Genomic DNA, 24,033 nt, shown 5'->3' with positions numbered 1-24,033 from the left:
GTGACCGGAGTGCCACGACGGCCGGAGCGCCGCGACGGAACGGGGCACCGCACGGGAACAGAGCGCCGCGAGCGAACCGGGCTCCGTGTGGGAACGGAGCCGCCGGCGCGAAGACCCCTGCCGAGCGGAGCATCACGATGATCGATGTCCTGGTCGTGGACGATGACTTCCACGTCGCCGAGATCAACGCCGCGTATGTGTCCCAGGTATCCGGCTTCCGGGTCACCGGCCGTGCCCACACCGCCGCCCAGGCGCTGGCCTCCCTGGAGCGCGCCCCAGCCGATCTGGTACTGCTCGACCACTACCTGCCCGACGAAACCGGCCTGTCACTGGTGCGACGACTCCGCCAACTCGGCCACCGCACCGACGTGATCATGGTGACCGCGGCCCGCGATGTCACCACGGTCCAGGACGCGATGCGCTGTGGCGCGCTGCAGTACCTCGTCAAACCGTTCGGCTTCTCCGGGCTGCGCGCCAAACTTGAGGGCTATGCGGCGCTGCGCCGCACCGTGGAGGGGGTGGGGGGACGCGGCGAGGCGGGCCAGGAGCAGGTGGACCGGATCTTCGGCGCCTTCCGGACCGCCGACTCCCCGCACACCGAACTCCCCAAAGGCCACTCGGCGGCGACCGTCGACCTGATCCGCCGGGTCCTGGACACGGCCGGGCACCCGCTGTCCGCCCACGAGGTGGCCGAACGCGCCGGCGTCAGCCGCTCCACGGCCCAGCGCTACCTCAAACACCTCGAACGCAGCGGCCACATCACCCTCACCCTCAAATACGGCGACACCGGCCGCCCCGAACACCGCTACCGCTGGGCGAGCAGCCACTGAACGGCCGAAACCGGTGGCGATCAGAATCCCCTGCAGGCGGATGGCCATGCCCTGATGACACGAGGGCCGGCCCGACGATCCCAAGCCGACCGCAAGCGTCGTGATGTGCCATACAGTTCACGCATTCACCACCAGGGATCGGAAGGGAACACCATGCGCCCGTACAGCCGAAACGCCGCATTATTCATCGTCGCTCTGGCCGTCACCGGAGCCGTGGCCGGCTGTTCATCGGCTTCCACCGACGCCGCCAAGAAGCCTTCGGCGTCTTCCACCGCTCCCGGCCCGGAGAAATCTGCAGAGGCCCCCAAGGGACCGGTCAAGCCTCCCGCCCTCTCCGTCGGGAAAACGCACACCTACACGGCAATTGACAACTCCGGCAACGCTACAACGATGTCCGTCACCTTCCACGCCGCGAAGTACGCAACCCCCTCGGAAATCGGCGAAGCAAAACCCAAGGGCCGATACGCCGTCCTCACTGTCGAAGTGACGAATGCGGGCCACAGGGACGGCACCTTCACCCCGTACCGGAATATGAGGTGGAAGGACAGGGCCACGACGGAGCAAGAGGTGTCGACACTGATATCCACCGGCACTCAGGACGTCGGCACCACATACCATCCTGGCCAGGGGGTGACCGGGGACATCGTCCTCGACGTGCCACGGAAGGGCGGCAGCGTCACCTACTACGACACACGGGGAACTGCCGCACTCCTCTTCGAGATGCCGTCCCGGTAGACCTCTCGGAGGCATCGCATACGGCACGCCTTTCCCGGTGCTCGCGAGGGTGACGCTGCTGCGGGCCGACTGTCTTCAGCCCGGAGTGGTCAGGACAAGGCGGAAGGCGCTGTCTTAGGCTGCCGGTCATGAATGCCGCGACTCCCGGTGGGACCAGCCCCGAACCCGACCTTCTCGACGCGGGGCAGCTGTCCGGCGATCCGGAGCTGGCGGCCGGGTTCGCCGTGGCGGCGCACCGGATCCTGGCGGAGCTGGTCCGGGGCGGTGCCCCGCTCGGCTGGACCGATCCGCCCCCGGCGGACGAGGTGGCGGAGCTTGTCGAGCGGGTGCTGCGCGCCGCGCGGGCCGGGGACGGGGCGCTGCGGGCGGCGTACGCCGGGCGCCGGCTGGTCGGGCTGGGGTACTGGCTGCGCTATGCCCGTCCGACCAATCGGCAGCACGCGGACCTGGAGAAGCTTGCGGTGGCGCACGGGGCGCACGGGCGGGGTGTGGGCCGGTCACTGACCGCCGCGCTGGTCGGGGACGCCCGGGAGGCCGGGATCGAGGTCCTCACCCTGGACGCGCGGGCCGATAACACCCGGGCGCTGGCCCTCTACCGGTCGCTCGGCTTTCGTGAGTACGGCCGTCTCCCCGGCTTCGTCGCCATGGGCGGACGCCGCTACGACAAGGTCTTCTACATGCTGGACTTCCGCGGAAGCGGGCAGCCGGGACGGCCGGAGCAGCCGGAGCAGCCGGAGCGGGCCTGAGCGGCCCGAGTGGCAAGCTTCGCACCGGCAGTAGCGGCTTCGTCACGAAGAGGCGCGGGAACCGTCTCCGGGAGGACCCCCTGCGTCCCACCCCTTGACAGCTCCCCCGGCGGGGCCTGACGATCCCGGGGTGAACCTGTCAGACAGCCAGACAGCTGGCGAGGCCCCCCGTCGGATCAGCGCCATGGAAGCGGTCCTGCACCATCTGCGCGACGCCATCGAGCGGGGTGACTACGCGGTCGGGGACAAGCTCCCCTCGGAGGCGGAGCTCTGCCGTCGGCTGGAAGTGAGCAGACCCGTGCTCCGGGAGGCGCTTCGCGCGCTCCAGACCATGGGGCTGACCGTCTCGCGTACCGGCAAGGGCACCTTCGTCGTCTCCGACGGCGCGGTGGCGGACCCCACCTTCGGCGACTACGCGGCGAGCGACCTCCTGGAAGTGCGCCGGCATGTCGAGATCCCGGTGGCCGGTTACGCGGCGCTGCGCCGTACGCCGGAGGACCTCGACCAGCTCAATCGTCTGCTGGAGCGGATGGAGCAGGAGACCGACACCACCGCATGGGTGGCGATGGACTCCCTCTTCCACCTCGCCGTCGCCCAGGCCGCGCGCAATCCGGTCTTCCGCCGGGTCATCGAGGAGATCCGCGATGCGCTGGCCCGCCAGTCGGCCTTCCTCAATGAGCTCGGCGGACGGCGCGAGCAGTCGAACCGCGAGCACCGGGCGATCGTCGAGGCGCTTGTCGACAGCAGTGAGCACGACGCGGTGGAAGCCATGGCGCACCACCTCGCACGCGTCGAGACGACGCTGACCACCATCGTGCGGCCACCACACCGTGCGGGCCCCTCCACGGAAGACGAGGATCACGCGTGAGCGAGCAATCCCTCCGGCAGGCGGAACGGCAGCAACGACAGGGAGCGGGGCAGGACGGCGTACAGGGGCCGTCCGGCGAGCACGTGGACGCCGGTGACGCCGGGTACCAGAAGTCCCTCACGTCCCGGCACATCAACATGATCGCGATCGGCGGGGCCATCGGCACCGGGCTCTTCCTCGGCGCGGGCGGCCGGCTCGCCGGCGCCGGGCCGTCGCTGGCCGTGGCGTACGCGGTCTGCGGCCTGTTCGCCTTCCTGGTGGTGCGCGCGCTGGGTGAGCTGGTGCTGCACCGGCCGTCGTCGGGTGCGTTCGTGTCGTACGCCCGCGAATTCCTCGGTGAGAAGGGGGCGTTCGTCGCGGGCTGGATGTACTTCCTGAACTGGGCGACCACCGGGATCGCCGACATCACGGCGGTGGCGACCTATACGCACTACTGGGGCATGTTCTCCGACGTCCCGCAGTGGGTGATCGCGCTGATCGCGCTCGCGGTCGTGCTGACCGTGAACCTCATCTCCGTGAAGATCTTCGGTGAGCTGGAATTCTGGTTCTCGCTGGTCAAGGTCGGTGCGCTGGTCGTCTTCATGCTGATCGGCATCTTCCTGCTCGTCACCCGGCACCCGGTCGGCGGCACCACCCCCGGCCCCTCGCTGATCGCCGACCACGGCGGGCTCTTCCCGACCGGGGCCCTGGCGATGCTGCTGGTCATCCAGGGTGTGGTGTTCGCCTACGCGTCGGTCGAGCTGGTCGGTGTCACGGCGGGCGAGACCGCGGATCCGGCGAAGGTCATGCCGAAGGCGATCAACTCCATCATGTGGCGGGTGGCGCTGTTCTACGTCGGCTCGGTGGTGCTGCTGGCGATGCTGCTGCCCTGGACCTCGTACTCGGCCGCCGAGAGCCCCTTCGTGACCGTGCTGTCCCGTGTCGGGATACCGGCCGCGGGCGGCGTGATGAACCTCGTCGTGCTCACCGCCGCGATGTCCAGCCTCAACTCCGGCCTCTACTCCACCGGGCGCATTCTGCGCTCGATGGCGATGTCCGGCTCCGCACCGCGGTTCACCGGGGTGATGAGCCGCAGCCAGGTCCCCTACGGCGGCATTCTGCTCACGTCGGGGATCTGCGTCCTGGGCGTGGGGCTCAACTACGTCGTCCCGAGTGAGGCGTTCGAGATCGTGCTGAACTTCGCGGCGATCGGCATCCTCAGCACCTGGGCCATGATCATGATCTGTCATCTGCTCTTCTGGCGGAAGGCCCGGGCCGGGCTGCTCGTCCGCCCCGGCTACCGGCTCCCCGGCTCGCCCTGGACCGAGAGCGTGACGCTGGTCTTCCTCGCCCTCGTCCTGGTGCTGATGTGGGCCGACGGCGGAGCCGGCCGCACCACCGTGCTGGCCCTGCCCGCGATCGTGGCCTTGCTGGTCGGCGGCTGGTTCCTGGTACGGGGCCGGGTGGGCGCCCTCCGGGACGCGGCAGCGGGCGGGAGCGGCGGGCCGGCGGCCCCCGGCGGCACCGTCGGCACCGACGATACGGCCGGCCCCGGCAGCACCGCACCCACCCCGCACCCCGGGGACAGCCCCGGCACCGACAGCCCCGGCGGCACGAGCAGCACAGGCAGTACCGGCAACACCAACAGCTCCAACAGCACGGAAAGCACCGAGAACTGATCATGAGTCAGAGCAGCACCACCCTGCCGCCGCACCGCACCGCGGGCGCACCGCCCGTGGTCCGCGAACCGGCCCACGTGCCCGTCGCCCATGTGGTGCGCGGCGGACTCGTCGAGGGCGTCCACCACGGCTCGGTCGTGGTGCTGGCGGCCGACGGGAGCGTGGAATTCCAGGCGGGCGACATCGAGGCCGCGTTCTACCCGCGCTCGGCGCTCAAGCCGCTCCAGGCGGTCGGCCTGCTGCGCGCGGGGCTGCCGCCGCTCGACGACGAGGCGCTGGCCCTGGTCGCGGCCAGCCACTCCGGCGAGGAACCGCATCTGGCCACCGCCCGGCGCATCCTCGCCGTCGCCGGGCTGGCCGAGGACCAGCTGCGCAATGTCCCCGATCTGCCGTACGACCCCGCCGTGCGGGACGAGTGGATCGGCCGCGGCCTCGGGCCCACCCGGCTCGCGCAGAACTGCTCGGGCAAACACGCGGCCATGCTGCTGACCGCCCGCACCCGGGGCTGGCGGCTGGACGACTACCTCGACCCGGGGCATCCGCTGCAGCAGGAGCTCGCCGCGACCGTGGCGGACCTCACCGGCCAGGGCATCGCCCACGTCACCGTCGACGGCTGCGGCGCCCCGCTGTTCGCCGTGTCCCTGCACGGTCTGACCCGGGCCGCGGCCCGGCTGGCGACGGCCGCCCCCGGCACCGACGAGGGCAGGGTCGCCCACGCCATGCGCGAGCACCCGACGATGGTCTCGGGCAGCGGCCGGGACGTGGCCCGCCTGGTACGGGCGGTGCCGGGTCTGCTGGCCAAGGACGGCTTCGAGGGGGTGCAGATCGCGGCGCTGCCGGACGGGCGGGCGGTCGGCGTGAAGATAGCCGACGGCGCCGACCGCGCCCGGATGCCGGTGACGGCGGCGGCCCTGGCGCACTGCGGAATCGCCCCCGGCGTCCTCGCCCCCTTCGCCGCCGCCCCCGTCATCGGCGGTGGCGCACCGGTCGGCTCGCTGCGGGCGACGGACGCGCTGACCTCACGCGGCGCCTGACGCCGGCCACTCCCTCCCCTGGGCCTCTCCCCTCCCCTCCCCCTCGCAAAGGACCACCTGCACCATGACTGCCGCCCGTCACCGCCGCGAACACGATCTGCTCGGCGACCGCGAGATACCCGCCGACGCGTACTGGGGCGTGCACACCCTGCGCGCCGTGGAGAACTTCCCCATCACCGGTACGCCGATCGCCACCTACCCGCACCTGATCGATGCGCTCGCCGCCGTCAAGGAGGCCGCGGCCCGCGCCAACGAGGATCTGGGGCTGCTCGATTCCGAGCGGGCCGACGCGATCGCCGCCGCCTGCCGGGAGATCCGGGACGGCGGGCAGCTGCACGACCAGTTCATCGTCGATGTCATCCAGGGCGGCGCCGGCACGTCGACGAACATGAACGCCAACGAGGTGATCGCCAACCGGGCGTTGGAGCTCCTGGGCCACGACAAGGGCGACTACCGCCGGCTGCACCCCAACGAGCACGTCAACCTCAGCCAGTCGACGAACGACGTCTACCCGACGGCCGTCAATGTCGCCACGATCATCGCCGTGCGGGAACTGCTCGACGCGATGACCGTGCTGCGCGAGGCCTTCGCCGCCAAGGCCGAGGAGTTCCGCGACGTCCTCAAGATGGGGCGCACCCAGCTCCAGGACGCGGTGCCGATGACCCTGGGCCAGGAGTTCTCGGCGTACGCGGTGATGCTGGAGGAGGACCAGAGCCGGCTGGCGGAGGCGGTCCTGCTCATCCACGAGATCAACCTCGGCGCCACGGCCATCGGTACCGGCCTCAACGCCCCCCTGGGCTACGCCGAAGCGGCCCGCGAGCACCTGGCCGCCCTCACCGGCCTGCCCCTGGTCACCGCGGCCAACCTCGTCGAGGCCACCCAGGACTGCGGGGCGTTCGTCCACCTGTCGGGTGTCCTCAAGCGCGTCGCCGTCAAGCTCTCCAAGAGCTGCAACGATCTGCGGCTGCTCTCCTCAGGACCGCGGGCGGGCCTCGCGGAGATCAACCTGCCGCCGGTGCAGGCCGGTTCGAGCATCATGCCGGGCAAGGTCAACCCGGTGATCCCCGAGGTCGTCAACCAGGTCGCCTTCGAGGTCATCGGCAACGACGTCACCATCACCATGGCCGCCGAGGCGGGCCAGCTCCAGCTCAACGCCTTCGAGCCGGTGATCCTGCACTCCCTCTCGGAGAGCATCACCCACCTGGGGGCCGCCTGCCGCACCCTCGCCGAGCGCTGCGTCGCGGGCATCACCGCCAACACCGAGACGCTGCGCGCCGGCGTGGAGAACTCCATCGGGCTGGTCACCGCGCTCAACCCGCACATCGGCTACACCGCGGCCACCGCGATCGCCAAGGAAGCGCTCGCCACCGGGCGCGGCGTCGCCGAACTGGTCCTGGAGCAGGGACTGCTCCCGGCCGACCGGCTCGCCGCCCTGCTGCGCCCGGAGGAGATCGCCGGCACGGGCAGGGAGGCCGCCGGCGTCTGAGCCCTCGCCGTCCCGCGGCAGCCGCGGGACCGGATCCCGTACGGGCCTGGCAGGCACCTCCACCGGGAGGGCGCCTGCCGGGCTCGTTCGGCAGGGGGCTGCCGCGGGCGCCGTACCTGGCGGAACCGCCGTGGTCACCCCCGTGGGCGTGCTGCCGGGGCGGGATCCGGCGCACGATGAGGACGAGGAGTTCACCCGCCCGGCGAAGGGCACCGAGCGGTCGCCGGGGAGGATGGTCCGGGAGACACCCGGCCGCTGAGGCGGGCCGCCCGGTACCGGGTTCCGCAGAGTTCCGACGACACCGACCGGCACGATCCGACCCGCACGAGAGAAGAGAGATCCGTATGCGCATCGCGCTGTGCCAGATGACGGCATCGACCGATCCGAAGGAAAACCTCGTGGACGTCCAGGACCAGGTCCGTCGCGCGGCGCGCGAGGAGGCCCGGCTGGTGGTCCTGCCCGAGGCGGCCATGGTGCGGTTCGGGGCGCCGCTCGCGGCGGTGGCCGAGCCGCTGGACGGACCGTGGGCCGAGGGCGTCCGGGCGGTTGCCCGGGAGACGGGGGTGACGGTGGTGGCGGGCATGTTCACCCCCGCGCCCGACGGGCGGGTGGCGAACACCCTGCTGGCCACCGGGCCCGAGGTCGAGGAGTCCTACGACAAGATCCATCTGTATGACGCGTTCGGCTTCCGGGAGTCCGACACGGTCGCCCCGGGCCACCGGGTGGTCACTATCGATGTCGACGACGTCCGGGTGGGCCTGGCGACGTGCTACGACCTGCGGTTCCCGGAGCTGTTCCGGGCGCATGCGGACGCCGGGGCGACGCTGTCGCTGTGCCCCGCGTCCTGGGCCGCGGGGCCGGGCAAGCGCGCGCAGTGGGACCTGCTGGTGCGGGCGCGCGCCCTGGACGCGACCGTCTGGATGGCGGCCGTGGACCAGGCCGCCCCGGATCCGCAGGTCGACCCCGAGGCGCCCGCCGCGGCGCCGAACGGCGTCGGGCACACCGCGCTGATCGGCCCCGACGGAACCGTCCGCGCCCAGCTGGGCAGCACGCCCGACCTGCTGATCGCGGACGTGGATCCCGAGGAGGCCAGGCAGGTGCGACGGGCCGTGGCGGTGCTGGACAACCGGAAGCTGTAGGGCCCGTCGGCCGCCGGGTCAGGCGGCCAGGAGGATGCGCTGGGTCGCCTTGAGGTGGCTGTCGATGGCCGCACAGGCGGCCACGGCGTCTCCGGCCACCAAGGCGTCGAGGATCTGCCGGTGCTCGGCAAGCACCTCGTCCTGGCGGTTGCCGGAGCGGTAGAGGGCCAGCACGCCGGCCCGGATCTGGCGGCTGCGCAGGGCGTGCCTGACGGATCGCCATATGTCCCTCGGCTCCCCGGGCGCGGCGCTGCCCCCGCACCGCCGGAGCCCGGCCCGGGAGCCCGGCGCCGCTCATACGTCGGTACGGATCACCACCTCCAGGGCGCGCGGGCCGTGCACGCCCTCCACCCGTTCCAGCTCGATGTCGGAGGTGGCCGAGGGGCCGCTGATCAGGGTGGTCGGGTGCGCCGGCCGGAGGCATGCCACCGCCTCCGGCACACCGGTCCGCACCGAGGACAGGTCGACGACGCACACATGCAGATCGGGGACGAGGGTCAGCGCGCGCCGTCCCTGGTCCGCCGCGGCGCCGTCCAGGAAGATCGTGCCGGTCTCGGCGCAGCTGACGGCGGAGGCCGTCACCACCCCGTCCAGCACGTCGAGCCGGGGCGCCGGAATGTCCGGGGAGTCGGTGCGGACCTCCCCGTCCCACCCGGCCAGCCAGGCCGGATCGAGCCCCGGAGGGACCCCGATCCGCCGTGCGCCGTGTGCCCGCAGCGCCTCGGCGATCGCCGTCGCGGTGGTGCCGGCCGTGCAGGTGCGCACCTGTGCCTGGTAGTCGACGAGCCGGTCGGTGAAGAGGGCGAGCCGTTCCCCGTCGGGGAGGGCGCGTCCGGTGCGGTAGGCGCGCGGGACGGTCACCTCGGGCCGGTCGGAGCGGGCCAGCGCGTCCTGGACGCGTCGCAGCACCGTCTCCCGTGCGGTCGCGGTCACTGTGCCTCCTGGGGATCGTCGTCGGTGTGCCGGGCGCCGTCCTCCGCCGCCGCCCGCATCGCGGCCGCGCCGTCGGCGGAGGCGAACCAGGAGCGGAAGGACTGCTTCGGCGGGGCCGGGGTGTCCCGGCTGTCGCTCCAGCCCCGGAACGGCGGCGGCAGACGGGAGAACGTGCCGTTCCTCCCCGCCACCACGCGGCCGAGCCCCGCCGCCCGCTGTGCGGCCGTGAACAGTTTCGGCTGCTTCATGACCCCGGCCGCGGCCTTCATCGCCAGCTTCTCCGCGGTCGTTCCCGACTGTTCGGTGTGCTGGTGCCGCAGCTCGACCAGCAGCGACGGTATGTCGATCTTCACCGGGCAGGCGTCGAAACAGGCTCCGCACAGGCTGGAGGCGTACGGAAGCGAGCTGTTGGGGTCGTCCTTGGCGGCGTGCATCCCGGCGAGCTGCGGGGTGAGCACCGCGCCGATCGGGCCGGGGTAGGTCGACCCGTAGGCGTGGCCGCCGGTCCGCTCGTACACCGGGCAGACGTTGAGGCAGGCCGAGCAGCGGATGCAGTTCAGCGCCTCGCGCCCGATGGTGTCCGCGAGCGCCGCCGTCCGCCCGTTGTCGAGCAGCACGAGGTGGAAGTCCTGCGGGCCGTCGCCCGGCGTCACGCCCGTCCACAGCGAGGTGTACGGGTTCATCCGCTCGCCGGTGGAGGAGCGCGGCAGCAGCTGGAGGAAGACCTCCAGGTCCTGGAAGCGCGGCAGGACCTTTTCGATGCCCATGACGGTGATCAGCGTCTCGGGCAGGGTCAGGCACATCCGGCCGTTGCCCTCGGACTCGACCACCGACAGGGTGCCGGTCTCGGCGATCCCGAAGTTGGCGCCGGAGACGGCCACCGTGGCGGTCATGAACTTCTCGCGCAGATACGCGCGTGCCGCGGCGGCCAGTTCGGCGGGGGTGGCGTCCAGCCCGGGGTCGACGCCGGGGATCTTGCGGAGGAAGATCTCCCGGATCTCGTCGCGGTTGCGGTGGATCGCGGGGACCAGGATGTGGGACGGACGGTCGTCGGCGAGCTGCACGATCAGCTCGGCCAGGTCGGTTTCCAGGGCGGTGATGCCCTGGCTCTCCAGATGCTCGTTGAGGCCGATCTCCTGGGTGGCCATCGACTTGACCTTCAGGACCTCGTCGCTGCCGGTCCGCCGGACCAGCCGGGTGACGATCTCGTTGGCCTCGATGCCGTCGCGCGCCCAGTGGACGGTGCCGCCGTGCTCGGTAACCTTCCGCTCCAACTGCTCCAGCAGCTCGGGCAGCCGGTTCATGGTGTCGGTCTTGATCGCCGAGCCGGCGTCGCGCAGTGCCTCCCAGTCGGGCAGTTCACCGGTGACGTCCAGGCGCTTGGCGCGGATGGAGTGGGTGGCCTTGCCCAGGTTGCGGCGCAACTGCTCGTTGCCCAGCTCGTCATGGGCGGCCCGGGGGAAGGTGCGCTCGCCCCGCAGATGGCCCGTCCCGTACGGGGAGCGCGGGGGGACGGCAGGCATACCGAGGAACGTGCCGCGCGTCGAGGGGCCGGTCGTTGTGCTCATCGGGCGGCCTCCGTCAGGACGTGCGGCGCGGTGCGGGTGGCGGCGAGGATCTGCGCCAAATGCAGGGTCCGGGTACCGGACTTGATGCGTGAGAGACCGCCGCCGATGTGCATCAGACAGGACGAGTCGCCCGCCGTGCACACCTCGGCGCCGGTGCCGGAGATGTGGTCCATCTTGTCCCGCAGCATCGCGGAGGACGTGCCGGCGTTCTTGACCGCGAAGGTGCCGCCGAAGCCGCAGCATGCGTCGGCCTCGGGAAGTTCCACCAGGTCGATGCCCTCGACGGCGCGCAGCAGCCGCAGCGGCTTCTCGCCCACCCGCAGCATCCGCAGGGAGTGGCAGGTGGGGTGGTAGGTCACGCGGTGGGGGAAGTACGCGCCGACGTCGGTCGCGTCGAGCACGTCGACGAGGAATTCGGACAGCTCGTACGTCTTGGTCTTCACGTCCGCGACCCCGGCGCGCAGCGCGGCGTCCCCGTACCGTGCGGCGACGAGCTCGTGCTGATGGCGGACCGAGCCCGCACACGACCCGGACGGCATCACCACCGCTTCGATCGACGGGTCGCCGAACTGCTCGGCGAAGTTCCGCACCAGGGGCACCGGCTCCCGCTGATAGCCGGTGTTGACGTGCATCTGGCCACAGCAGGTCTGCTGCGGCGGGAACACCACGTCGTGCCCCAGACGGGCCAGCAGGACCGCGGTGGATTTCACCGCCTCCGGAAAGAGCGTGTCTCCCAGGCAGGTGGCGAAGAGCGCGATGCGCATGGAACCTCCCTCACTTATGGTCCGACCATACTCGCTTCGAACCTCAGAAGAAAAGTAAGGGCACAGTTTGGTCCGACCTTATTGACATGCGACATCTTCAGTGGGCTACTGAGGGCCGATTCTCAGCCACCGGGCACGCCGCTCCCGCCGGGCACGGAACCTTGGGCCGGCCGGACGGCGCGCAGAACTCGATGACTCGATGAGGAGCACTCCGTGGCCACCACACCACCCGCCGTCCTGGCGGCCTACACCCCTGACGTGGCCGCCGTCGGGGGCAGCCTCACCGCCACCGCGCTATTGGGCCTGGTCCCCCTGGCGACCTTCTTCGTGCTGCTGATGGCGGCCCGGCGCCCCGCGCTGCACTCCGCCCTCGGCGCCCTGCTGGCCGCCCTGCTGGTCGCGGTCCTCGGCTACGGGATGCCTCTGCACCTCGGTGTCCTGTCCGCCACCCAGGGGCTGGCCTTCGGCCTCTTCCCGGTGATGCTGATCGTGGTCGCGGCCATCTGGTTCTACGAACTCACGGTGGTCAGCAACCGTTTCGAGGATCTGCGCCGCTCCTTCAACTCCGTCGGGCGCGGCGATCTGCGCATCCAGGCCATGCTCATCGCGTTCTGCTTCGGCGGACTCCTCGAAGCCCTCGCCGGGTTCGGCGCCCCCGTCGCGATCACCGCCGCGATGCTGATGGCGCTCGGGCTGCCGCGGCTCACCTCGGCCGTGACCGTCCTGGTCGCCAACACCGCGCCCGTCGCCTTCGGCGCCATGGCCATCCCCATCACCACCGCGGGCACCCTGACCGGCATACCGGCCGGGGACCTGGCCGGCGTGATCGGCCGGCAGAGCCCGCTGCTCGCCCTCTTCGTCCCGCTGCTGCTGCTCTTCCTCGTCGACGGGCGGCGCGGGCTGCGCCAGCTGTGGCCCGTCGCCCTGGTCACCGGATCGGTGTTCGCCCTCGCCCAGTTCTGGTGCTCGGCCCACTTCGCGTACGAGCTCACCGATGTCGTCGCCGCGCTGGCCGGTTTCGGCGCCGCTGTGGTCATGCTGCGCTTCTTGTCCCCCACGACGCCGGACGACCAGCGCTCCCGTGTCGAGGCCGAACCGCTGACCCGGCGCCGCGTCACTCTCGCCGTCCTGCCCTACCTCCTGGTGATCGCGGTCTTCGCCCTCGCCAAGCTGCGCATCGGCGCACTGGACATGCCGCGGCTGCTCGGCGCCGCCACCCTCCAGCTCAACTGGCCCGGCCTGTACGGGCATCTCCTGGCCGCCGACGGTTCCCCCGCGGGCAGCGCGGTCTACAAGCTGGAGGTCCTGGCCAATCCCGGCTCCCTGCTCCTCCTCTCCGGTCTCCTCGTGATGCTGATCTACAGCCGGGCGAAGGACTCCGACCGCTTCCCGATGACCGCGCGCACGGGCCTGGTCTGCGCCGGGCGCACGGTGCGGAACATGCGGACCGCCATCGCCACGGTCGCCACCGTCCTGGCCCTGAGCTACGTGATGAACCAGTCGGGCCAGACCCTCGCGATCGGCACCTGGCTCGCCGCCACCGGTGGCTTCTTCGCCGCGCTCTCCCCGGTGCTCGGCTGGCTCGGCACCGCCGTCACCGGCTCGGACACCTCGTCGAACGCGTTGTTCGCCACGCTCCAGCAGACCGCGGGGAAGGCCGCGGGCATCGACCCGACGCTGCTCGTGGCCGCCAACACCACCGGCGGTGTCGTCGGCAAACTCATCAGCCCGCAGAACCTGACCATCGCGGCGACCGCGGTGGAACGACCGGGCACCGAGCGGATCCTGCTGCGCAAGGTCGTCGGCTACAGCGTCGCGATGCTGGCGGTCCTGTGCGTCCTGGTCGCGCTGCAGTCGCTGCCGGTGCTGTCGTGGATGGTGCCGTAGGGAGACGGCGGGGGCGGGGTGGGGTGGCCTGCCCTGTCCCCCCTCGGGCGTGCATCCGGTCCACTGGCCCGGGGACTCAGCCCTGCCGGCTCAGCCTTCCCTGGCCGCCTCGGCCGCATCGCCCGCTCCGGGTGCGTCGCCCGCCTGGTCCGCGTCGTCCGCTTCCCGCTCCCGGTCCGCCTCGCCCGCCCCGCCGGCCTGGGGCTTCTCGTCGACCAACGTCCCGTGGAAACCGCGGATATGCGCCTCGACCAGGTCGGCGGCCTTCGCACCCTTGCCGGCCCGCACCAGGCGCAGCAGCTCGGTGTGCTCGGCGTTCAGCGCACCCGCCGTGGCCGGCCAGTCCTCCGCCGTCTCCAGCGCCCGCAGGATCAGCGGACGCACCGACTCCCGCACGGCCGAGGTGAGGGTGGAGGTGAGCTGATTGCCGGAGCTACGCGCGATGGCGACATGGAACCGGGTGTCCAGGTCGTTGAAGTCGTCGACCCCCACCCCGGGCTCCTGCATCCGCGCCAGGAGCGCTTCGGCCTCGTCGAGGCCCCCTGCCGGAGCGTGCTCCGCGGCCGCCTCGAAGCTGGAACGCTCCAGCACCACCCGGGCCTCCAGCACGTCCTGCAGGCTGTAGCTCCCCAGCGCGAAGTGCAGACGCAACAGCCGGCCCAGCGCGTCGTCCGGGTTCCGTACGATCCGGGCTCCCGCGTCCGGCCCGCGGCCCGCCTGCGCGACCAGTACCCCGATCGTCTCCAGCACCCGCAGCGCCTCGCGCAGCGCGGACCGGCTGACGCCGAGTACCGGTGCCAGCTCGCGCTCGGGCGGCAACCGGTCCCCGGCCTTCAGCTCGCCGGCGAGCACCCGCTCCTCGATGCGTTCGAGGACGAGCTCATGTGTGCGCGACTGCCGTACAGGTCGCCATTCGGCAGACATCCACCACTCCCCGGCTCGGCCCGTGCTCCCTTGCCAGAACTATGTCACACAGAGCGTGTGGTCGGACCGTACCGGAGATAGTCACCCATGGTTGCGCATTTCTCCGACGAAAGCGGGACGCCGGCGCTCGGCCCGCAGCTCCTGCGTTCCTGGCTCGGCTACCGGCGTCGGATCGAGCGGAAACTGGCCGCGTCCGGCTTCACCGACCGACGCCTCCCCGACGGCATGATCCTTCGGCTGTGCGTGGCGAACGAGGAGCTGACGGTCTCCCGGATCGGCCGCGAGATGCAGATCAGCCGCCAGGGGGCGAGCAAGCTGGTGGCCGACCTGTGCGAACGGGGGTTCCTGTCGCTGGAGAAGTCGTCCGGCGACGGCCGCGAGAAGATCGTGCGTCCCACCCCCGACGCGATCGCGTTCCTGCGGGCGTTCCGCGAGGCCCGCCGCGAGGTGGACGAGGAGATCCGTGAGCACCTCGGCGACGAAGCCGTCCGGGCGCTGGCGGCCCTGACGGCGCTGCTCGCCGAGCCGTCCGGTGAGTGGCGCACCGGGGACATATGGCGCGAGGTCCGGGCCCGGTCCTCGCTCCTGGACCTCGGCGACATGTGACGGCCAAAAGCCGCGGCCTCGCACCCCTGACACATACCGGTCTTCGCTCGCACCTCCCGCGAGACGGGGGCGCGGGGACCGCGGCGACATCCCATCGGCCAAGCCACGGAAGGTGACTCAGGGCAAAAAACGCTCCAACTGGGCCCACCATCCGCTGAAGGCCAACTCCCACGAGTTCGCCGGAATGGTCCGCGACATCCGCCGGGCCCGCACCTGGCGCGGCCGGGCCGGTTACCTCTTCGGCCCGCCGGGATGGCGCGAGGCGGATGCCTCGGACGCGTCTCGCCGCACCACTGTCCCGGCATCCGCAATCCTCGTCCCGGCGCCCGCCTCCGGGCTCGATGACGGAAGCCCTGAGGCCGCGCCCGCCGGCCGGGAGGACAAGGAAGCGGTGCCCGTCTGACGTCCGGCCTCCCCCTCCACCCGGCCGCCGTAAGAGGGGGCCGGGTGGACTCATTGCGGGGGCCCGAGGTGTGGGCTCGGCCGGTCGTCGTCCAGGTGGCCCCGGCGGACGGCCGAACCGCTCAGGCGCGCGCCTCCCCCAGGCAGTCGGTGACCCAGTGGTGGAAGGCGCCGATGTGGTGCTCGCTGGGCACCAGCACCCCGCCGGCACGGTAGGCGCGCGAGCTCATCGCGGGCTGGGTGCGCTCGCAGGCGTCGAAGTCCTGGGAGTTGACCCGGTGGAAGAGCTCGACGGACTTGGAGAGATCGGCACCGGAGTCGACGACCTCGGGCAGGTACAGCCAGTCGCAGGTGATGACGGTGCGGTCGGGGGCCATCGGGAACATCCGGTGGACGATGACATGGTCGGGGACGAGGTTGACGAACACCTGCGGCCGGACGGTGATCGCGTAGTAGCGGCGGTCCTGGGTGTCCTCGATACCGGGCAGCCGGCCGAAGCCCTCGGTGCCGTCCACGGTGAATCCGGTGGCCTCCTCGGAGAAGGCCGCGCCATGGCCGACGTAGTACTGGGCGGCGAACCCGTCGGCGAACTCCGGGAGGACTTCGGTGAGTTCGGGGTGGATGGTGCCGCAGTGGTAGCACTCCATGAAGTTCTCGATGATGAGCTTCCAGTTGGCACGCACGTCATAGGTGAGGCGCTTGCCCAGGGCGAGCCCTTCGGTGCGGTAGCGGTCGAGGCAGGCGGCGTCGCCCAGCCGCTCGACGGCCGCGCCGATCACGGTGTCCTCGAAGGACGGCGGCTCGTCGGCCAGGCACACCCAGGCGTAGCCGAGCCATTCGCGCAGCGGGACCGTGACCAGAGAGCGTTCGCTGCGGTCGATGTCCGGCATCCTCTGCAGGTTGGGGGCGGCCACCAGACGGCCGTCGAGGTCGTAGGTCCAGGCGTGGTAGGGGCACTGGAGGTTGCGGCGGAGCTCGCCCGACTCCTCGGTGCACAGCTGCGCGCCGCGGTGCCGGCAGATGTTGAGGAAGGCGCGCAGCTCTCCGGCGCGGTTACGGGTGATCAGCACGCTCTCCCGGCCGATCCGGACCGTACGGAAGGCGCCCGGCTTGTCCAGGTCGGCGCTGCGGACCGCGCAGAACCACAGCCGCTCGAAGATCTTCTCCTGCTCCAGGCGGAAGATGCCGGGGTCGGTGTAGTAGTGGCCGGCGAGGGTGGCGATCAGGCTCGGGGAGGCATCGGCCGCGGGCGCAGTGGCCGCGGCCGGGGCGGACTCGGTGTGGGTGGTCGTCATGGCGGTCTCCTCAAGCGGCCGCGGCGGCGGGCCGGCGGGGGTCGAACAGCTCGATGGGGTGCGCGGTGGCCCCGGTCAGTGCGAGGTCGGCGACGATCTCGCCGACCACGGGGACGAACTTGAAGCCGTGTCCGGAGAATCCGCAGGCGACGGTCACGGTCCCCGGGTGGGCGGGGTGCCGGGTGATCACGAAGTGCTCGTCGGGAGTGTTGGAGTACATGCAGGTGGCGGCCTTGAGGAAGCGGCCGGGGAGGGCGGGGATGCGGGGGCGCATCTGGTCGGCCATGGCCCGTACCTCGTGGTCGTGCACCGTGCGTTCGATGGTCTCCGGGGTGCAGACGGTGCCCTTGCGGAAGAACGCGACCTTGGCGCCGCCGCCGGGGCCGTCGATCGACGGGAAGCCGTAGACCTGCACGCCCCGGTCGTCCTCCCAGATGTAGACCGGGTGCCGCTCGGGGGCGAAGGGCGCGGTGCCGCCGTCGGGGGCGAACCAGTACATGACCTGCCGTTCGATGGTGAACGGCACGCCGAGGTCGGTGAGCAGCTGGGGCGCCCAGGCTCCCGGGCAGATCACCAACTGGCCCGCGGTGTAGGTGTCTTCGGGGGTGTGGACGCGGACCCCCGAGCCGCCGGGCAGCTCCTCCCAGCGGGTGACGGGTTCCTCGAAGTGCAGCTCGGCACCGTCCCGGCCGGCCAGCTGGAGCTGCGCGGCCACGGTGAACTCCGGCCGGACCAGGCCCGCCCGGGCCTCGTACAGCGCGACCTCGTCCTCGGCGGGGGTGAGAGTCGGGAAGCGGCGGCGGATCTCCGCGGGGCCGAGCATCTCGTGCGGGAGATCCCACTGGCGGGCGGAGGCCAGACTGCCGGCGACGGTACGGCTGTCGGGACGGCCGATCATCACCCCGCCGCACAGGGTGGCGATCTCGCGGCCGGTGTCCCGCTCCAGCTTCTCGTACAGCTCGTAGGAGCGCAGCAGCAGCGGTACGTAGGCGGGGTCCTCGAAGTAGGACTGCCGGGTGATACGGGAACCACCGTGGCTGGAGCCGCGGTGGTGCACCGGGCCGAACTTCTCCAGGCCCAGGACCCGGGCGCCGCGGGCGGCGAGGTGGTGGGCGGCGGCGCTTCCCATGCCGCCGAGGCCGAGGACGATGACGTCGTAGGTGGGAGCCATGCGGTTGCTCCTTCTGCGTACGGGGGACGAGCGGATCACCGGTGGGGCACGGAAGGGGTACTGAGGGAAGGGCCCTGGTACTGCCTCTACCTGCGGATGCGTGCCATCTGCGGGTCGAAGAGCGGTTCCCGGGCAACGGTCGCGGGGATCTTCTCGCCGAAGTACTCGATGTGGACGGGGGTGCCGGGGGCTGCCGCGGCGGCCGGCAGCCAGGCGTAAGCGATGCCCCGGCCGAGGGTGTAACCGTAGGCGGCGGAGGTGACATAGCCGGCCGGGGAGCCGTCGACGTAGACGGGTTCCTTGCCGAGGACGATGGCCTCGGGGTCGTCGAGGGTGAGGCACGTGAGCTTGCGCGCCACGGTCTCCTCGCTGCGGCCCTGGAGTGCGTCGCGGCCGAGGAAGTCGCCCTTGGCGGGGCGGACGGCGAAGCCGACACCGGCCTCGTACGGGTCGTGCTCGGTGGTCATGTCATGGCCCCAGGAGCGGTAACCCTTCTCCAGCCGGAGGCTGTTGAAGGCGCTGCGCCCGGCGGCGATCACCCCGTGCTCCCGGCCGGCCTCCCAGAGCGTGTCCCACAGCCGCAGTCCCAGGTCGGCGGTGGTGTACAGCTCCCAGCCGAGTTCGCCGACATAGCTGAGACGCAGCGCGGTGACCGGGACATGGCCGAGGTGGGTCTGCTGGGCCCTGAAGTAGCCGAAGGCCTCGTGGGAGAAGTCATCGCGGGTGAGCGGCTGGACCAGGTCGCGGGCGAGCGGGCCCCAGACGCCGATGCAGCAGGTGCCGGAGGTGATGTCACGGACCTGTACTCCCCCACTCCCGGCTACGCCTGAGCGGGACGGGCCCCCGTCCGGGGCGTGCCGCAGCAGCCAGTCGAGGTCGGCCGCGCTGTTGGCGCCGACCTGGAAGCGGTCGGGGGCCAGCCGGGCGACGGTGAGGTCGGAGCGGATGCCGCCGGTCTCGTCCAGGAGCAGGGTGTAGGTCACCGCGCCCGGCTTCTTCGCGAGGTTGTTGCTGGTCATGCGCTGGAGGAAGGCGAGGGCGCCGGGCCCGGTAACCTCCAGCCTGCGCAGCGGGGTCATGTCGTACAGGGCGACCTTCTCACGGGTGGCCCTGGCCTCGGCGGCGGCGATCGGCGACCAGTAGCGGGCGGACCAGGCGTCGCGTTCGGGGAGGTCCAGCCCCTCGGTGAGCGGGGCGTTGGCCTCGTACCAGTGCGGGCGCTCCCAGCCGCCGGCCTCCAGGAAGTACGCGCCGAGCTCCTGCTGCCGTGGGTAGAAGGGGCTGGTGCGCAGCGGCCGCGGCTGCTCCATGGGCTGCAGCGGATGGATGACGTCGTAGACCTCGATGAAGCTCTGGGCGCCGCGGTCGGCGACGTAGGCGGGCGAGCGCTGGGCGTCCTCGAAGCGGTAGAGGTCGCACTCATGGATGTCGGTTCCCGGCCGGCCGTCCGTCATCCACTCGGCGACGGCCTTGGCGACGCCCGCCGAGTGGGTGACCCAGACCGCCTCCGCGAGCCAGAATCCGCGCAGTTCACGGGATTCGCCGAGGACCGGCATGCCGTCGGGGGTGAAGGAGAAGACGCCGTTGAAGCCCTCGGCCACCCGCGAGGCGCCCAGGGCGGGCAGCAGTTGGATGCTGTCCTGCCAGCTCGGGGCGAAGTCCTCCTCGGTGAAGGGCAGCGAGGACGGCATCAGGGGAGCTTTGTCGAAGGCGGGGACGGTGAAGGGGTCGACGGGCATCGGGCGGTGGGCGTAGGAGCCGATGCCGATCCGGTCGGTGTGCTCGCGGAAGTAGAGGTCGCGGTCCTGGAAGCGCAGGATCGGCTTGCTCGCCTCGCTACGGGGCTCGTTGACGCCGTCGAGCTCGGGCAGCGGCTCGGTGGTGGCGTACTGGTGGGCCAGCGGCAGCAGCGGTACGTCCACCCCGGCCATCGCGCCGATCACCGGGCCCCAGAAGCCGGCGGCCGAGACGACGTGGTCGGCGGGGAAGGTACCGCGGTCGGTGACGACACCGGTGACGCGGCCGTCCTCCCGCTCGATGCCGGTGACGGTGTGCCGCTCCAGGAAGCGGGCGCCGCGGCTCTCGGCCCGGGCGATCTGGGCGCGGCAGGCGAGGACCGCGCGGGCCAGTCCGTCGTCTGGAGTGTGGAAACCGCCGTACAGCACCGTCTCGTCGAGCATCGGCCACAGCTGCTTGCACTGCTGCGGGGAGAGCAGTTCACCGTGTACGCCCCAGGAGGCGGCGAGTCCGGCCTTGCGGTGCAGATCCGCCCAGCGGGCCTCGGTGGTGGCGATCTCCAGGCCGCCGACGGGGTGGAAGCAGGGCAGCCCGTCCACCTCCAGGGAGCTGAACTTCTCGACGGTGTAGGCGGCGAACTCGGTCATGGTCTTGGACGGGCCGGTCCGGAAGACCAGGCCGGGGGCGTGCGAGGTGGAGCCGCCGGGGGCCGGCAGCGGGCCCTGGTCGAGGACGGTGACCTCGGTCCAGCCACGGGCGGTCAGCTCGTCGGCGAGCGAGCAGCCGACGATGCCGGCACCGATGACAACCACACGGGAACGGTGTGCGGGCGTGCGGGACATGACCCTCCTCCTGCTGGTCGGGGTGGTCGGCGGTGGGCGGTATGCCGTCAGATGACCACGACGGAGCGCAGCACCCGGCCGTCGCGCATCTTGTCGAACGCGGACTCCACCTCGTCCAGGGCGATCGTCTCGGTGACGAATCCGTCGAGGTCGAGCCGTCCGCTGAGGTAGCGGTCGATGAGCACGGGGAAGTCACGGCTGGGCAGGCAGTCGCCGTACCAGGAGGACTTCAGGGCGCCGCCGCGCGAGAAGAGATCGATCAGCGGCAGCTCGATCCGCATGTCCGGGTCGGGGACACCGACCAGGACCAGGGTCCCGGCGAGGTCGCGCATGGCGAACCCCTGCCGGTAGGTCTCGGGGCGGCCGACCGCGTCGATCACCACATCCGCGCCATGGCCGCCGGTCAGGCCGCGCACCGCCTCGATGGGCTCCGTGCCACGGGAGTTGACGGTATGGGTGGCCCCGAAGCGGGTCGCGCCGTCCAGCTTCCGGTCGTCGATGTCCACCGCGATGACCCGGCGCGCCCCGGCGATGGACGCTCCCGCTATCGCCGCGTTGCCCACCCCGCCGCAGCCGATGACGGCGACGGTGTCCCCGCTGCCCACCGCGCCGGTGTGCACGGCCGCGCCGTACCCGGCCATCACGCCGCAGCCGATGAGACCGGCGGCTTCGGGGCGGGCGTGGGGGTCTGCCTTGACCGCCTGTCCGGCGGCGACCAGGGTCTTCTCGGCGAACGCCCCGATGCCGAGCGCGGGGGCCAGCGGGGTGCCGTCCCGCAGCGTCATGCGCTGGGTGGCGTTGGCGGAGTCGAAGCAGTACCAGGGCCGTCCGCGGCGGCAGGACCGGCAGGTGCCACACGGCGCCCGCCAGGCGAGGACGACGTAGTCACCGGGGGCGAGGGCGGTCACGCCGGGGCCGACCGCCTCGATGACACCGGCCGCCTCATGGCCCAGCAGGAAGGGGAACCCGTCGTTGATTGCACCGTCCCGGTAGTGCAGATCGGTGTGGCAGACCCCGCAGGCCTGTACGGCGACGAGCACTTCTCCGGGACCGGGATCCGGCACCAGAATCGTCTGCAGCTCGACGGGTGCGCCTTGTTTCGCCGCGACGACGGCATGGACTTCGTGTGGCATGCCCTACCCCTCAGTGTTGCGCAGTGCACGACTGGTTGCGCGATGAGAGACATAGTGGGAACGCCGGATCGGCAGCGTCAAGGGGGTACACCCCGGCTCTTGGCAAAGGACTTGCCGCATCCCCGCACACGGCCAGGAAGGCCGAACTCCGTTGTTCCGGCCATCGTTCGGCGATTCCGGGATGCGCTTGACGCATCCGCCCAGCATCGGGATTCTGTTGCGCATAGCGCTTCATCGTGCGCACCGCGAAACTCGATGATACCGAAAAGTAACAGGGGGGTCCTGTGATTCCTGTCTGCCCTCTCGCCGACCTGCCGACCGGCGAGTCCGTACGCATCGACACCGCACCGCCGATCGCCGTCTTCCACACCGACGGGCAGCTCTACGCCATCGACGACACCTGCACCCACCAGGACGCCTCGCTGTCCGACGGCTGGCTGGAAGGGTGCCTGGTCGAATGCCCGCTGCACGCCGCCTCGTTCGACCTGCGCACCGGAGCGGCGACCTGCCTGCCCGCCCGCCGGGCCGTGCGCACCCATCCCGTGACCGTCCAGGACGGCATGATCTACGTCCACCACGCCGCCGAGGAGGGCACCGCCGCATGAAGTCGGTCGCTGTCATCGGGGCCTCGCTGGCGGGCCTGTACGCCGCGCGGGCCCTGCGTTCCCAGGGGTTCGACGGCCGCCTGGTGATCGTCGGGGACGAGTGCCACCGCCCCTACGACAGGCCCCCGCTGTCCAAGGACTTTCTCACCGGCGCCACCACCGATCAGGGTCAACTGGCCCTGGCCGACGCCGAGGAGATCGCCGAACTGGACGCCGAATGGCTGCTGGGCACCCGGGCCACCGGGCTCGACGCCGGCGGGCGCACGGTCCTGCTCGACGGCGGCCGCTCCCTGACCACCGACGGGGTGGTCCTCGCCACCGGCGCCACCCCGCGCCTGCTGCCCGGCCCGATGCCCGCCGGAGCCCACACCCTGCGCACCCTCGACGACGCCCAGGCCCTCCGTGCGGATCTGTCCTCGTCGCCGGTCCGGGTCGTGGTGATCGGCGGCGGCTTCATCGGCGCCGAGGTCGCCTCGTCCTGCGCCGCCCTCGGCCATGACGTCACCGTGGTCGAGGCCGCCCCGCTCCCCCTCGTCCCCCAACTCGGCCACGCCATGGCCGAGATCTGCTCCGCCCTCCACGCGGACCACGGTGTCACCCTGCTCACCCGCACCGGTGTCGCCCGGCTGCACAGCGGCGGCACCGAAAACCGCGTCACCGGGGTCGAGCTGAGCGACGGCCGGCTGCTCCCCGCCGAGGTGGTCGTCACCGGCATCGGGGTACGCCCCAACACCGACTGGCTCGCGGACTCCCCCCTGCCGCTCGACGACGGGGTGCTGTGCGACGCGGGCTGTGTCACCCCGCTGCCCGCCGTTGTGGCCGTCGGCGACGTCGCCCGGGTGAACGGCGTCCGCGCCGAGCACTGGACCAGCGCCACCGAACAGGCCGCCGTCGCCGCACAGAACCTGCTGGCCGGCAGCACCGTCGCCACCCACCACAGCCTGACGTACTTCTGGTCCGACCAGTACGGCGTACGCCTCCAGTTCGCCGGCCGCCGGCTGCCCACCGACACCCCGCGCATCCTCGAAGGCTCCCCCGACGACCGCAGCTTCCTCGCCTGCTACGAACGCGACGGACACGTGACCGCGGTGCTCGCCGTCAACCGCCCGCGCCCTTTCATGCGCTTGCGCCGGGAGGCGCTTGCCGCGTGAACTCCGCCCACGTTTTTCGGCTGTCCCGCCGTGGTGGTTGCTCGCCGTTTCGCCTGGCGGCGGGCGGGGGCCGCTGCGCGGGGCGGGTCCGCTGCGCTTTGCCTCGCCCCGTTTTTGGCTTTCCCACCGTGGCGCCTGCGGCGGGCGGGTCCGCTGCGCGGGGCTGTGGGTGCGGTGACGGGCCTCCGGGGCCGGTGTGGGTGTCCGGACTGCTTCGCTTTACGCTCCGCTGCGCTCCGCCTTTGCTCTTTCTCGGAACCTTCGGAAGCAAAGCCCCCACACACCGGCCCCTCCGGCCCGTCCCCTCCCGTGGGGGAGAAAGTAAACGTCGGTGGGGGCGGGCCGTGGTGGTATCCGTTTCCTCGTGCCGACGAGGTGCACCGGACCACCCAGGCTCCCCCCACCGACCTTCTCCCACCCCCCCAACGGGAGGGGACGGGCCGGAGCGGGGGGGGGGGGGGGGGGTAAAAGGATGCGGGCGGGCACCCCCCCCGGGGGGGCCCCCGCCCCCACCCCCCC

Annotated in this window: 22 protein-coding genes and 1 pseudogene; 14 read left to right on the top strand and 9 right to left on the bottom strand. The window is 71.7% G+C overall.

The window, feature by feature from the left end:
- Positions 1 to 137: 137 nt before the first annotated feature.
- The 9 genes from ABZ851_RS36740 (at position 138) to ABZ851_RS36700 (ending at position 8,496) form a co-directional block, all read left to right on the top strand.
- Positions 138 to 830 (top strand): response regulator, encoded by a 693-nt coding sequence (locus tag ABZ851_RS36740; protein WP_361136975.1) that lies wholly within the window; start codon positions 138 to 140, stop codon positions 828 to 830.
- Between the two features lie 153 nt (positions 831 to 983).
- Entirely contained in the window at positions 984 to 1,565 is a 582-nt protein-coding gene (locus ABZ851_RS36735; RefSeq protein ID WP_361136973.1) for a DUF4352 domain-containing protein, read from the top strand.
- 128 nt (positions 1,566 to 1,693) lie between these two features.
- Positions 1,694 to 2,311, top strand: a complete 618-nt coding sequence (locus tag ABZ851_RS36730; RefSeq protein WP_361136971.1) for a GNAT family N-acetyltransferase — start codon at positions 1,694 to 1,696, stop codon at positions 2,309 to 2,311.
- 130 nt (positions 2,312 to 2,441) lie between these two features.
- The gene (locus tag ABZ851_RS36725) at positions 2,442 to 3,179 is read left to right on the top strand and encodes a FadR/GntR family transcriptional regulator (protein WP_088796245.1); all 738 of its coding nucleotides are present in this window, start codon (positions 2,442 to 2,444) and stop codon (positions 3,177 to 3,179) included.
- The gene (locus tag ABZ851_RS36720; RefSeq protein ID WP_361136969.1) at positions 3,176 to 4,837 is read left to right on the top strand and encodes an amino acid permease; all 1,662 of its coding nucleotides are present in this window, start codon (positions 3,176 to 3,178) and stop codon (positions 4,835 to 4,837) included. Before ABZ851_RS36725 ends, ABZ851_RS36720 begins: the two co-directional genes overlap by 4 nt.
- Before the next feature lie 2 nt (positions 4,838 to 4,839).
- Positions 4,840 to 5,871, top strand: coding sequence for an asparaginase (locus tag ABZ851_RS36715; RefSeq protein ID WP_361136967.1), 1,032 nt, complete (start codon positions 4,840 to 4,842; stop codon positions 5,869 to 5,871).
- Between the two features lie 64 nt (positions 5,872 to 5,935).
- Positions 5,936 to 7,357, top strand: a complete 1,422-nt coding sequence (aspA, locus tag ABZ851_RS36710; protein WP_361136965.1) for an aspartate ammonia-lyase — start codon at positions 5,936 to 5,938, stop codon at positions 7,355 to 7,357.
- A 130-nt stretch (positions 7,358 to 7,487) separates the two neighbouring features.
- Positions 7,488 to 7,616: a hypothetical protein gene (locus tag ABZ851_RS36705; protein ID WP_361136964.1), complete on the top strand. Its 129-nt coding sequence runs from the start codon at positions 7,488 to 7,490 to the stop codon at positions 7,614 to 7,616.
- Between the two features lie 85 nt (positions 7,617 to 7,701).
- Entirely contained in the window at positions 7,702 to 8,496 is a 795-nt protein-coding gene (locus ABZ851_RS36700; RefSeq protein ID WP_361136962.1) for a carbon-nitrogen hydrolase family protein, read from the top strand.
- Positions 8,497 to 8,514: 18 nt separating this feature from the next.
- Here the strand turns inward: ABZ851_RS36700 and ABZ851_RS36695 are convergent.
- The 4 genes and pseudogenes from ABZ851_RS36695 to ABZ851_RS36680 form a co-directional block, all read right to left on the bottom strand.
- Positions 8,515 to 8,700, bottom strand: a pseudogene (locus tag ABZ851_RS36695) (FCD domain-containing protein); the annotation flags it as partial.
- A 90-nt stretch (positions 8,701 to 8,790) separates the two neighbouring features.
- The gene (locus ABZ851_RS36690) at positions 8,791 to 9,429 is read right to left on the bottom strand and encodes an LUD domain-containing protein (protein ID WP_361136960.1); all 639 of its coding nucleotides are present in this window, start codon (positions 9,427 to 9,429) and stop codon (positions 8,791 to 8,793) included.
- Positions 9,426 to 10,997: a lactate utilization protein B gene (locus ABZ851_RS36685; RefSeq protein ID WP_361136958.1), complete on the bottom strand. Its 1,572-nt coding sequence runs from the start codon at positions 10,995 to 10,997 to the stop codon at positions 9,426 to 9,428. Before ABZ851_RS36685 ends, ABZ851_RS36690 begins: the two co-directional genes overlap by 4 nt.
- On the bottom strand, positions 10,994 to 11,761 hold the full coding sequence (locus ABZ851_RS36680; protein WP_361136956.1) for a (Fe-S)-binding protein: 768 nt from the start codon (positions 11,759 to 11,761) through the stop codon (positions 10,994 to 10,996). The genes ABZ851_RS36685 and ABZ851_RS36680 overlap by 4 nt, the downstream gene beginning before the upstream one ends.
- Positions 11,762 to 11,974: 213 nt before the next feature.
- Between ABZ851_RS36680 and ABZ851_RS36675 the strand changes: the two genes are divergently transcribed.
- On the top strand, positions 11,975 to 13,648 hold the full coding sequence (locus tag ABZ851_RS36675) for an L-lactate permease (RefSeq protein WP_361136954.1): 1,674 nt from the start codon (positions 11,975 to 11,977) through the stop codon (positions 13,646 to 13,648).
- Positions 13,649 to 13,738: 90 nt separating this feature from the next.
- Here ABZ851_RS36675 and ABZ851_RS36670 read toward each other — a convergent pair whose 3' ends face one another.
- On the bottom strand, positions 13,739 to 14,572 hold the full coding sequence (locus ABZ851_RS36670) for an FCD domain-containing protein (protein ID WP_361136952.1): 834 nt from the start codon (positions 14,570 to 14,572) through the stop codon (positions 13,739 to 13,741).
- 87 nt (positions 14,573 to 14,659) lie between these two features.
- Between ABZ851_RS36670 and ABZ851_RS36665 the strand changes: the two genes are divergently transcribed.
- Positions 14,660 to 15,178 carry a MarR family winged helix-turn-helix transcriptional regulator gene (locus tag ABZ851_RS36665; protein WP_361136950.1) on the top strand — a complete coding sequence of 173 codons (519 nt, stop codon included), beginning with the start codon at positions 14,660 to 14,662 and terminating at the stop codon, positions 15,176 to 15,178.
- A gap of 112 nt (positions 15,179 to 15,290) precedes the next feature.
- The gene (locus ABZ851_RS36660) at positions 15,291 to 15,581 is read left to right on the top strand and encodes a hypothetical protein (protein ID WP_361136948.1); all 291 of its coding nucleotides are present in this window, start codon (positions 15,291 to 15,293) and stop codon (positions 15,579 to 15,581) included.
- Between the two features lie 121 nt (positions 15,582 to 15,702).
- Here the strand turns inward: ABZ851_RS36660 and ABZ851_RS36655 are convergent, their stop codons facing one another.
- The 4 genes from ABZ851_RS36655 to ABZ851_RS36640 form a co-directional block, all read right to left on the bottom strand.
- Complete coding sequence (locus ABZ851_RS36655; RefSeq protein ID WP_361136946.1) at positions 15,703 to 16,875, bottom strand: aromatic ring-hydroxylating dioxygenase subunit alpha; 1,173 nt, start codon at positions 16,873 to 16,875, stop codon at positions 15,703 to 15,705.
- A gap of 10 nt (positions 16,876 to 16,885) precedes the next feature.
- Positions 16,886 to 18,046, bottom strand: a complete 1,161-nt coding sequence (gene solA / locus ABZ851_RS36650; protein ID WP_361136944.1) for an N-methyl-L-tryptophan oxidase — start codon at positions 18,044 to 18,046, stop codon at positions 16,886 to 16,888.
- A gap of 86 nt (positions 18,047 to 18,132) precedes the next feature.
- Positions 18,133 to 20,625: an FAD-dependent oxidoreductase gene (locus ABZ851_RS36645; protein ID WP_361136942.1), complete on the bottom strand. Its 2,493-nt coding sequence runs from the start codon at positions 20,623 to 20,625 to the stop codon at positions 18,133 to 18,135.
- Between the two features lie 47 nt (positions 20,626 to 20,672).
- Entirely contained in the window at positions 20,673 to 21,758 is a 1,086-nt protein-coding gene (locus tag ABZ851_RS36640; protein ID WP_361136940.1) for an S-(hydroxymethyl)mycothiol dehydrogenase, read from the bottom strand.
- A 284-nt stretch (positions 21,759 to 22,042) separates the two neighbouring features.
- Between ABZ851_RS36640 and ABZ851_RS36635 the strand changes: the two genes are divergently transcribed.
- Complete coding sequence (locus ABZ851_RS36635) at positions 22,043 to 22,363, top strand: bifunctional 3-phenylpropionate/cinnamic acid dioxygenase ferredoxin subunit (RefSeq protein ID WP_088796259.1); 321 nt, start codon at positions 22,043 to 22,045, stop codon at positions 22,361 to 22,363.
- Positions 22,360 to 23,514 (top strand): FAD-dependent oxidoreductase, encoded by a 1,155-nt coding sequence (locus tag ABZ851_RS36630; protein ID WP_361136938.1) that lies wholly within the window; start codon positions 22,360 to 22,362, stop codon positions 23,512 to 23,514. The genes ABZ851_RS36635 and ABZ851_RS36630 overlap by 4 nt, the downstream gene beginning before the upstream one ends.
- Positions 23,515 to 24,033 lie beyond the last annotated feature (519 nt).

The organism is Streptomyces sp. NPDC047049 (assembly GCF_040643995.1).
In the GTDB taxonomy this organism is placed as follows: Bacteria; Actinomycetota; Actinomycetes; order Streptomycetales; family Streptomycetaceae; genus Streptomyces; species Streptomyces mooreae.
The sequence above is the reverse complement of the archived record's forward strand: the minus strand, read 5'-3'. Positions and strand labels throughout refer to the sequence as shown.

Coding starts and splice junctions, on each gene's coding strand:
- ABZ851_RS36685 (WP_361136958.1), bottom strand. CDS start 10,997: ATGAGCACAACGACCGGCCCCTCGACGCGCGGCACGTTCCTCGGTATG.
- ABZ851_RS36640 (WP_361136940.1), bottom strand. CDS start 21,758: ATGCCACACGAAGTCCATGCCGTCGTCGCGGCGAAACAAGGCGCACCC.
- aspA (WP_361136965.1), top strand. CDS start 5,936: ATGACTGCCGCCCGTCACCGCCGCGAACACGATCTGCTCGGCGACCGC.
- solA (WP_361136944.1), bottom strand. CDS start 18,046: ATGGCTCCCACCTACGACGTCATCGTCCTCGGCCTCGGCGGCATGGGA.
- ABZ851_RS36630 (WP_361136938.1), top strand. CDS start 22,360: ATGAAGTCGGTCGCTGTCATCGGGGCCTCGCTGGCGGGCCTGTACGCC.
- ABZ851_RS36700 (WP_361136962.1), top strand. CDS start 7,702: ATGCGCATCGCGCTGTGCCAGATGACGGCATCGACCGATCCGAAGGAA.
- ABZ851_RS36730 (WP_361136971.1), top strand. CDS start 1,694: ATGAATGCCGCGACTCCCGGTGGGACCAGCCCCGAACCCGACCTTCTC.
- ABZ851_RS36715 (WP_361136967.1), top strand. CDS start 4,840: ATGAGTCAGAGCAGCACCACCCTGCCGCCGCACCGCACCGCGGGCGCA.
- ABZ851_RS36740 (WP_361136975.1), top strand. CDS start 138: ATGATCGATGTCCTGGTCGTGGACGATGACTTCCACGTCGCCGAGATC.
- ABZ851_RS36665 (WP_361136950.1), top strand. CDS start 14,660: ATGGTTGCGCATTTCTCCGACGAAAGCGGGACGCCGGCGCTCGGCCCG.
- ABZ851_RS36645 (WP_361136942.1), bottom strand. CDS start 20,625: ATGTCCCGCACGCCCGCACACCGTTCCCGTGTGGTTGTCATCGGTGCC.
- ABZ851_RS36670 (WP_361136952.1), bottom strand. CDS start 14,572: ATGTCTGCCGAATGGCGACCTGTACGGCAGTCGCGCACACATGAGCTC.
- ABZ851_RS36680 (WP_361136956.1), bottom strand. CDS start 11,761: ATGCGCATCGCGCTCTTCGCCACCTGCCTGGGAGACACGCTCTTTCCG.
- ABZ851_RS36655 (WP_361136946.1), bottom strand. CDS start 16,875: ATGACGACCACCCACACCGAGTCCGCCCCGGCCGCGGCCACTGCGCCC.
- ABZ851_RS36735 (WP_361136973.1), top strand. CDS start 984: ATGCGCCCGTACAGCCGAAACGCCGCATTATTCATCGTCGCTCTGGCC.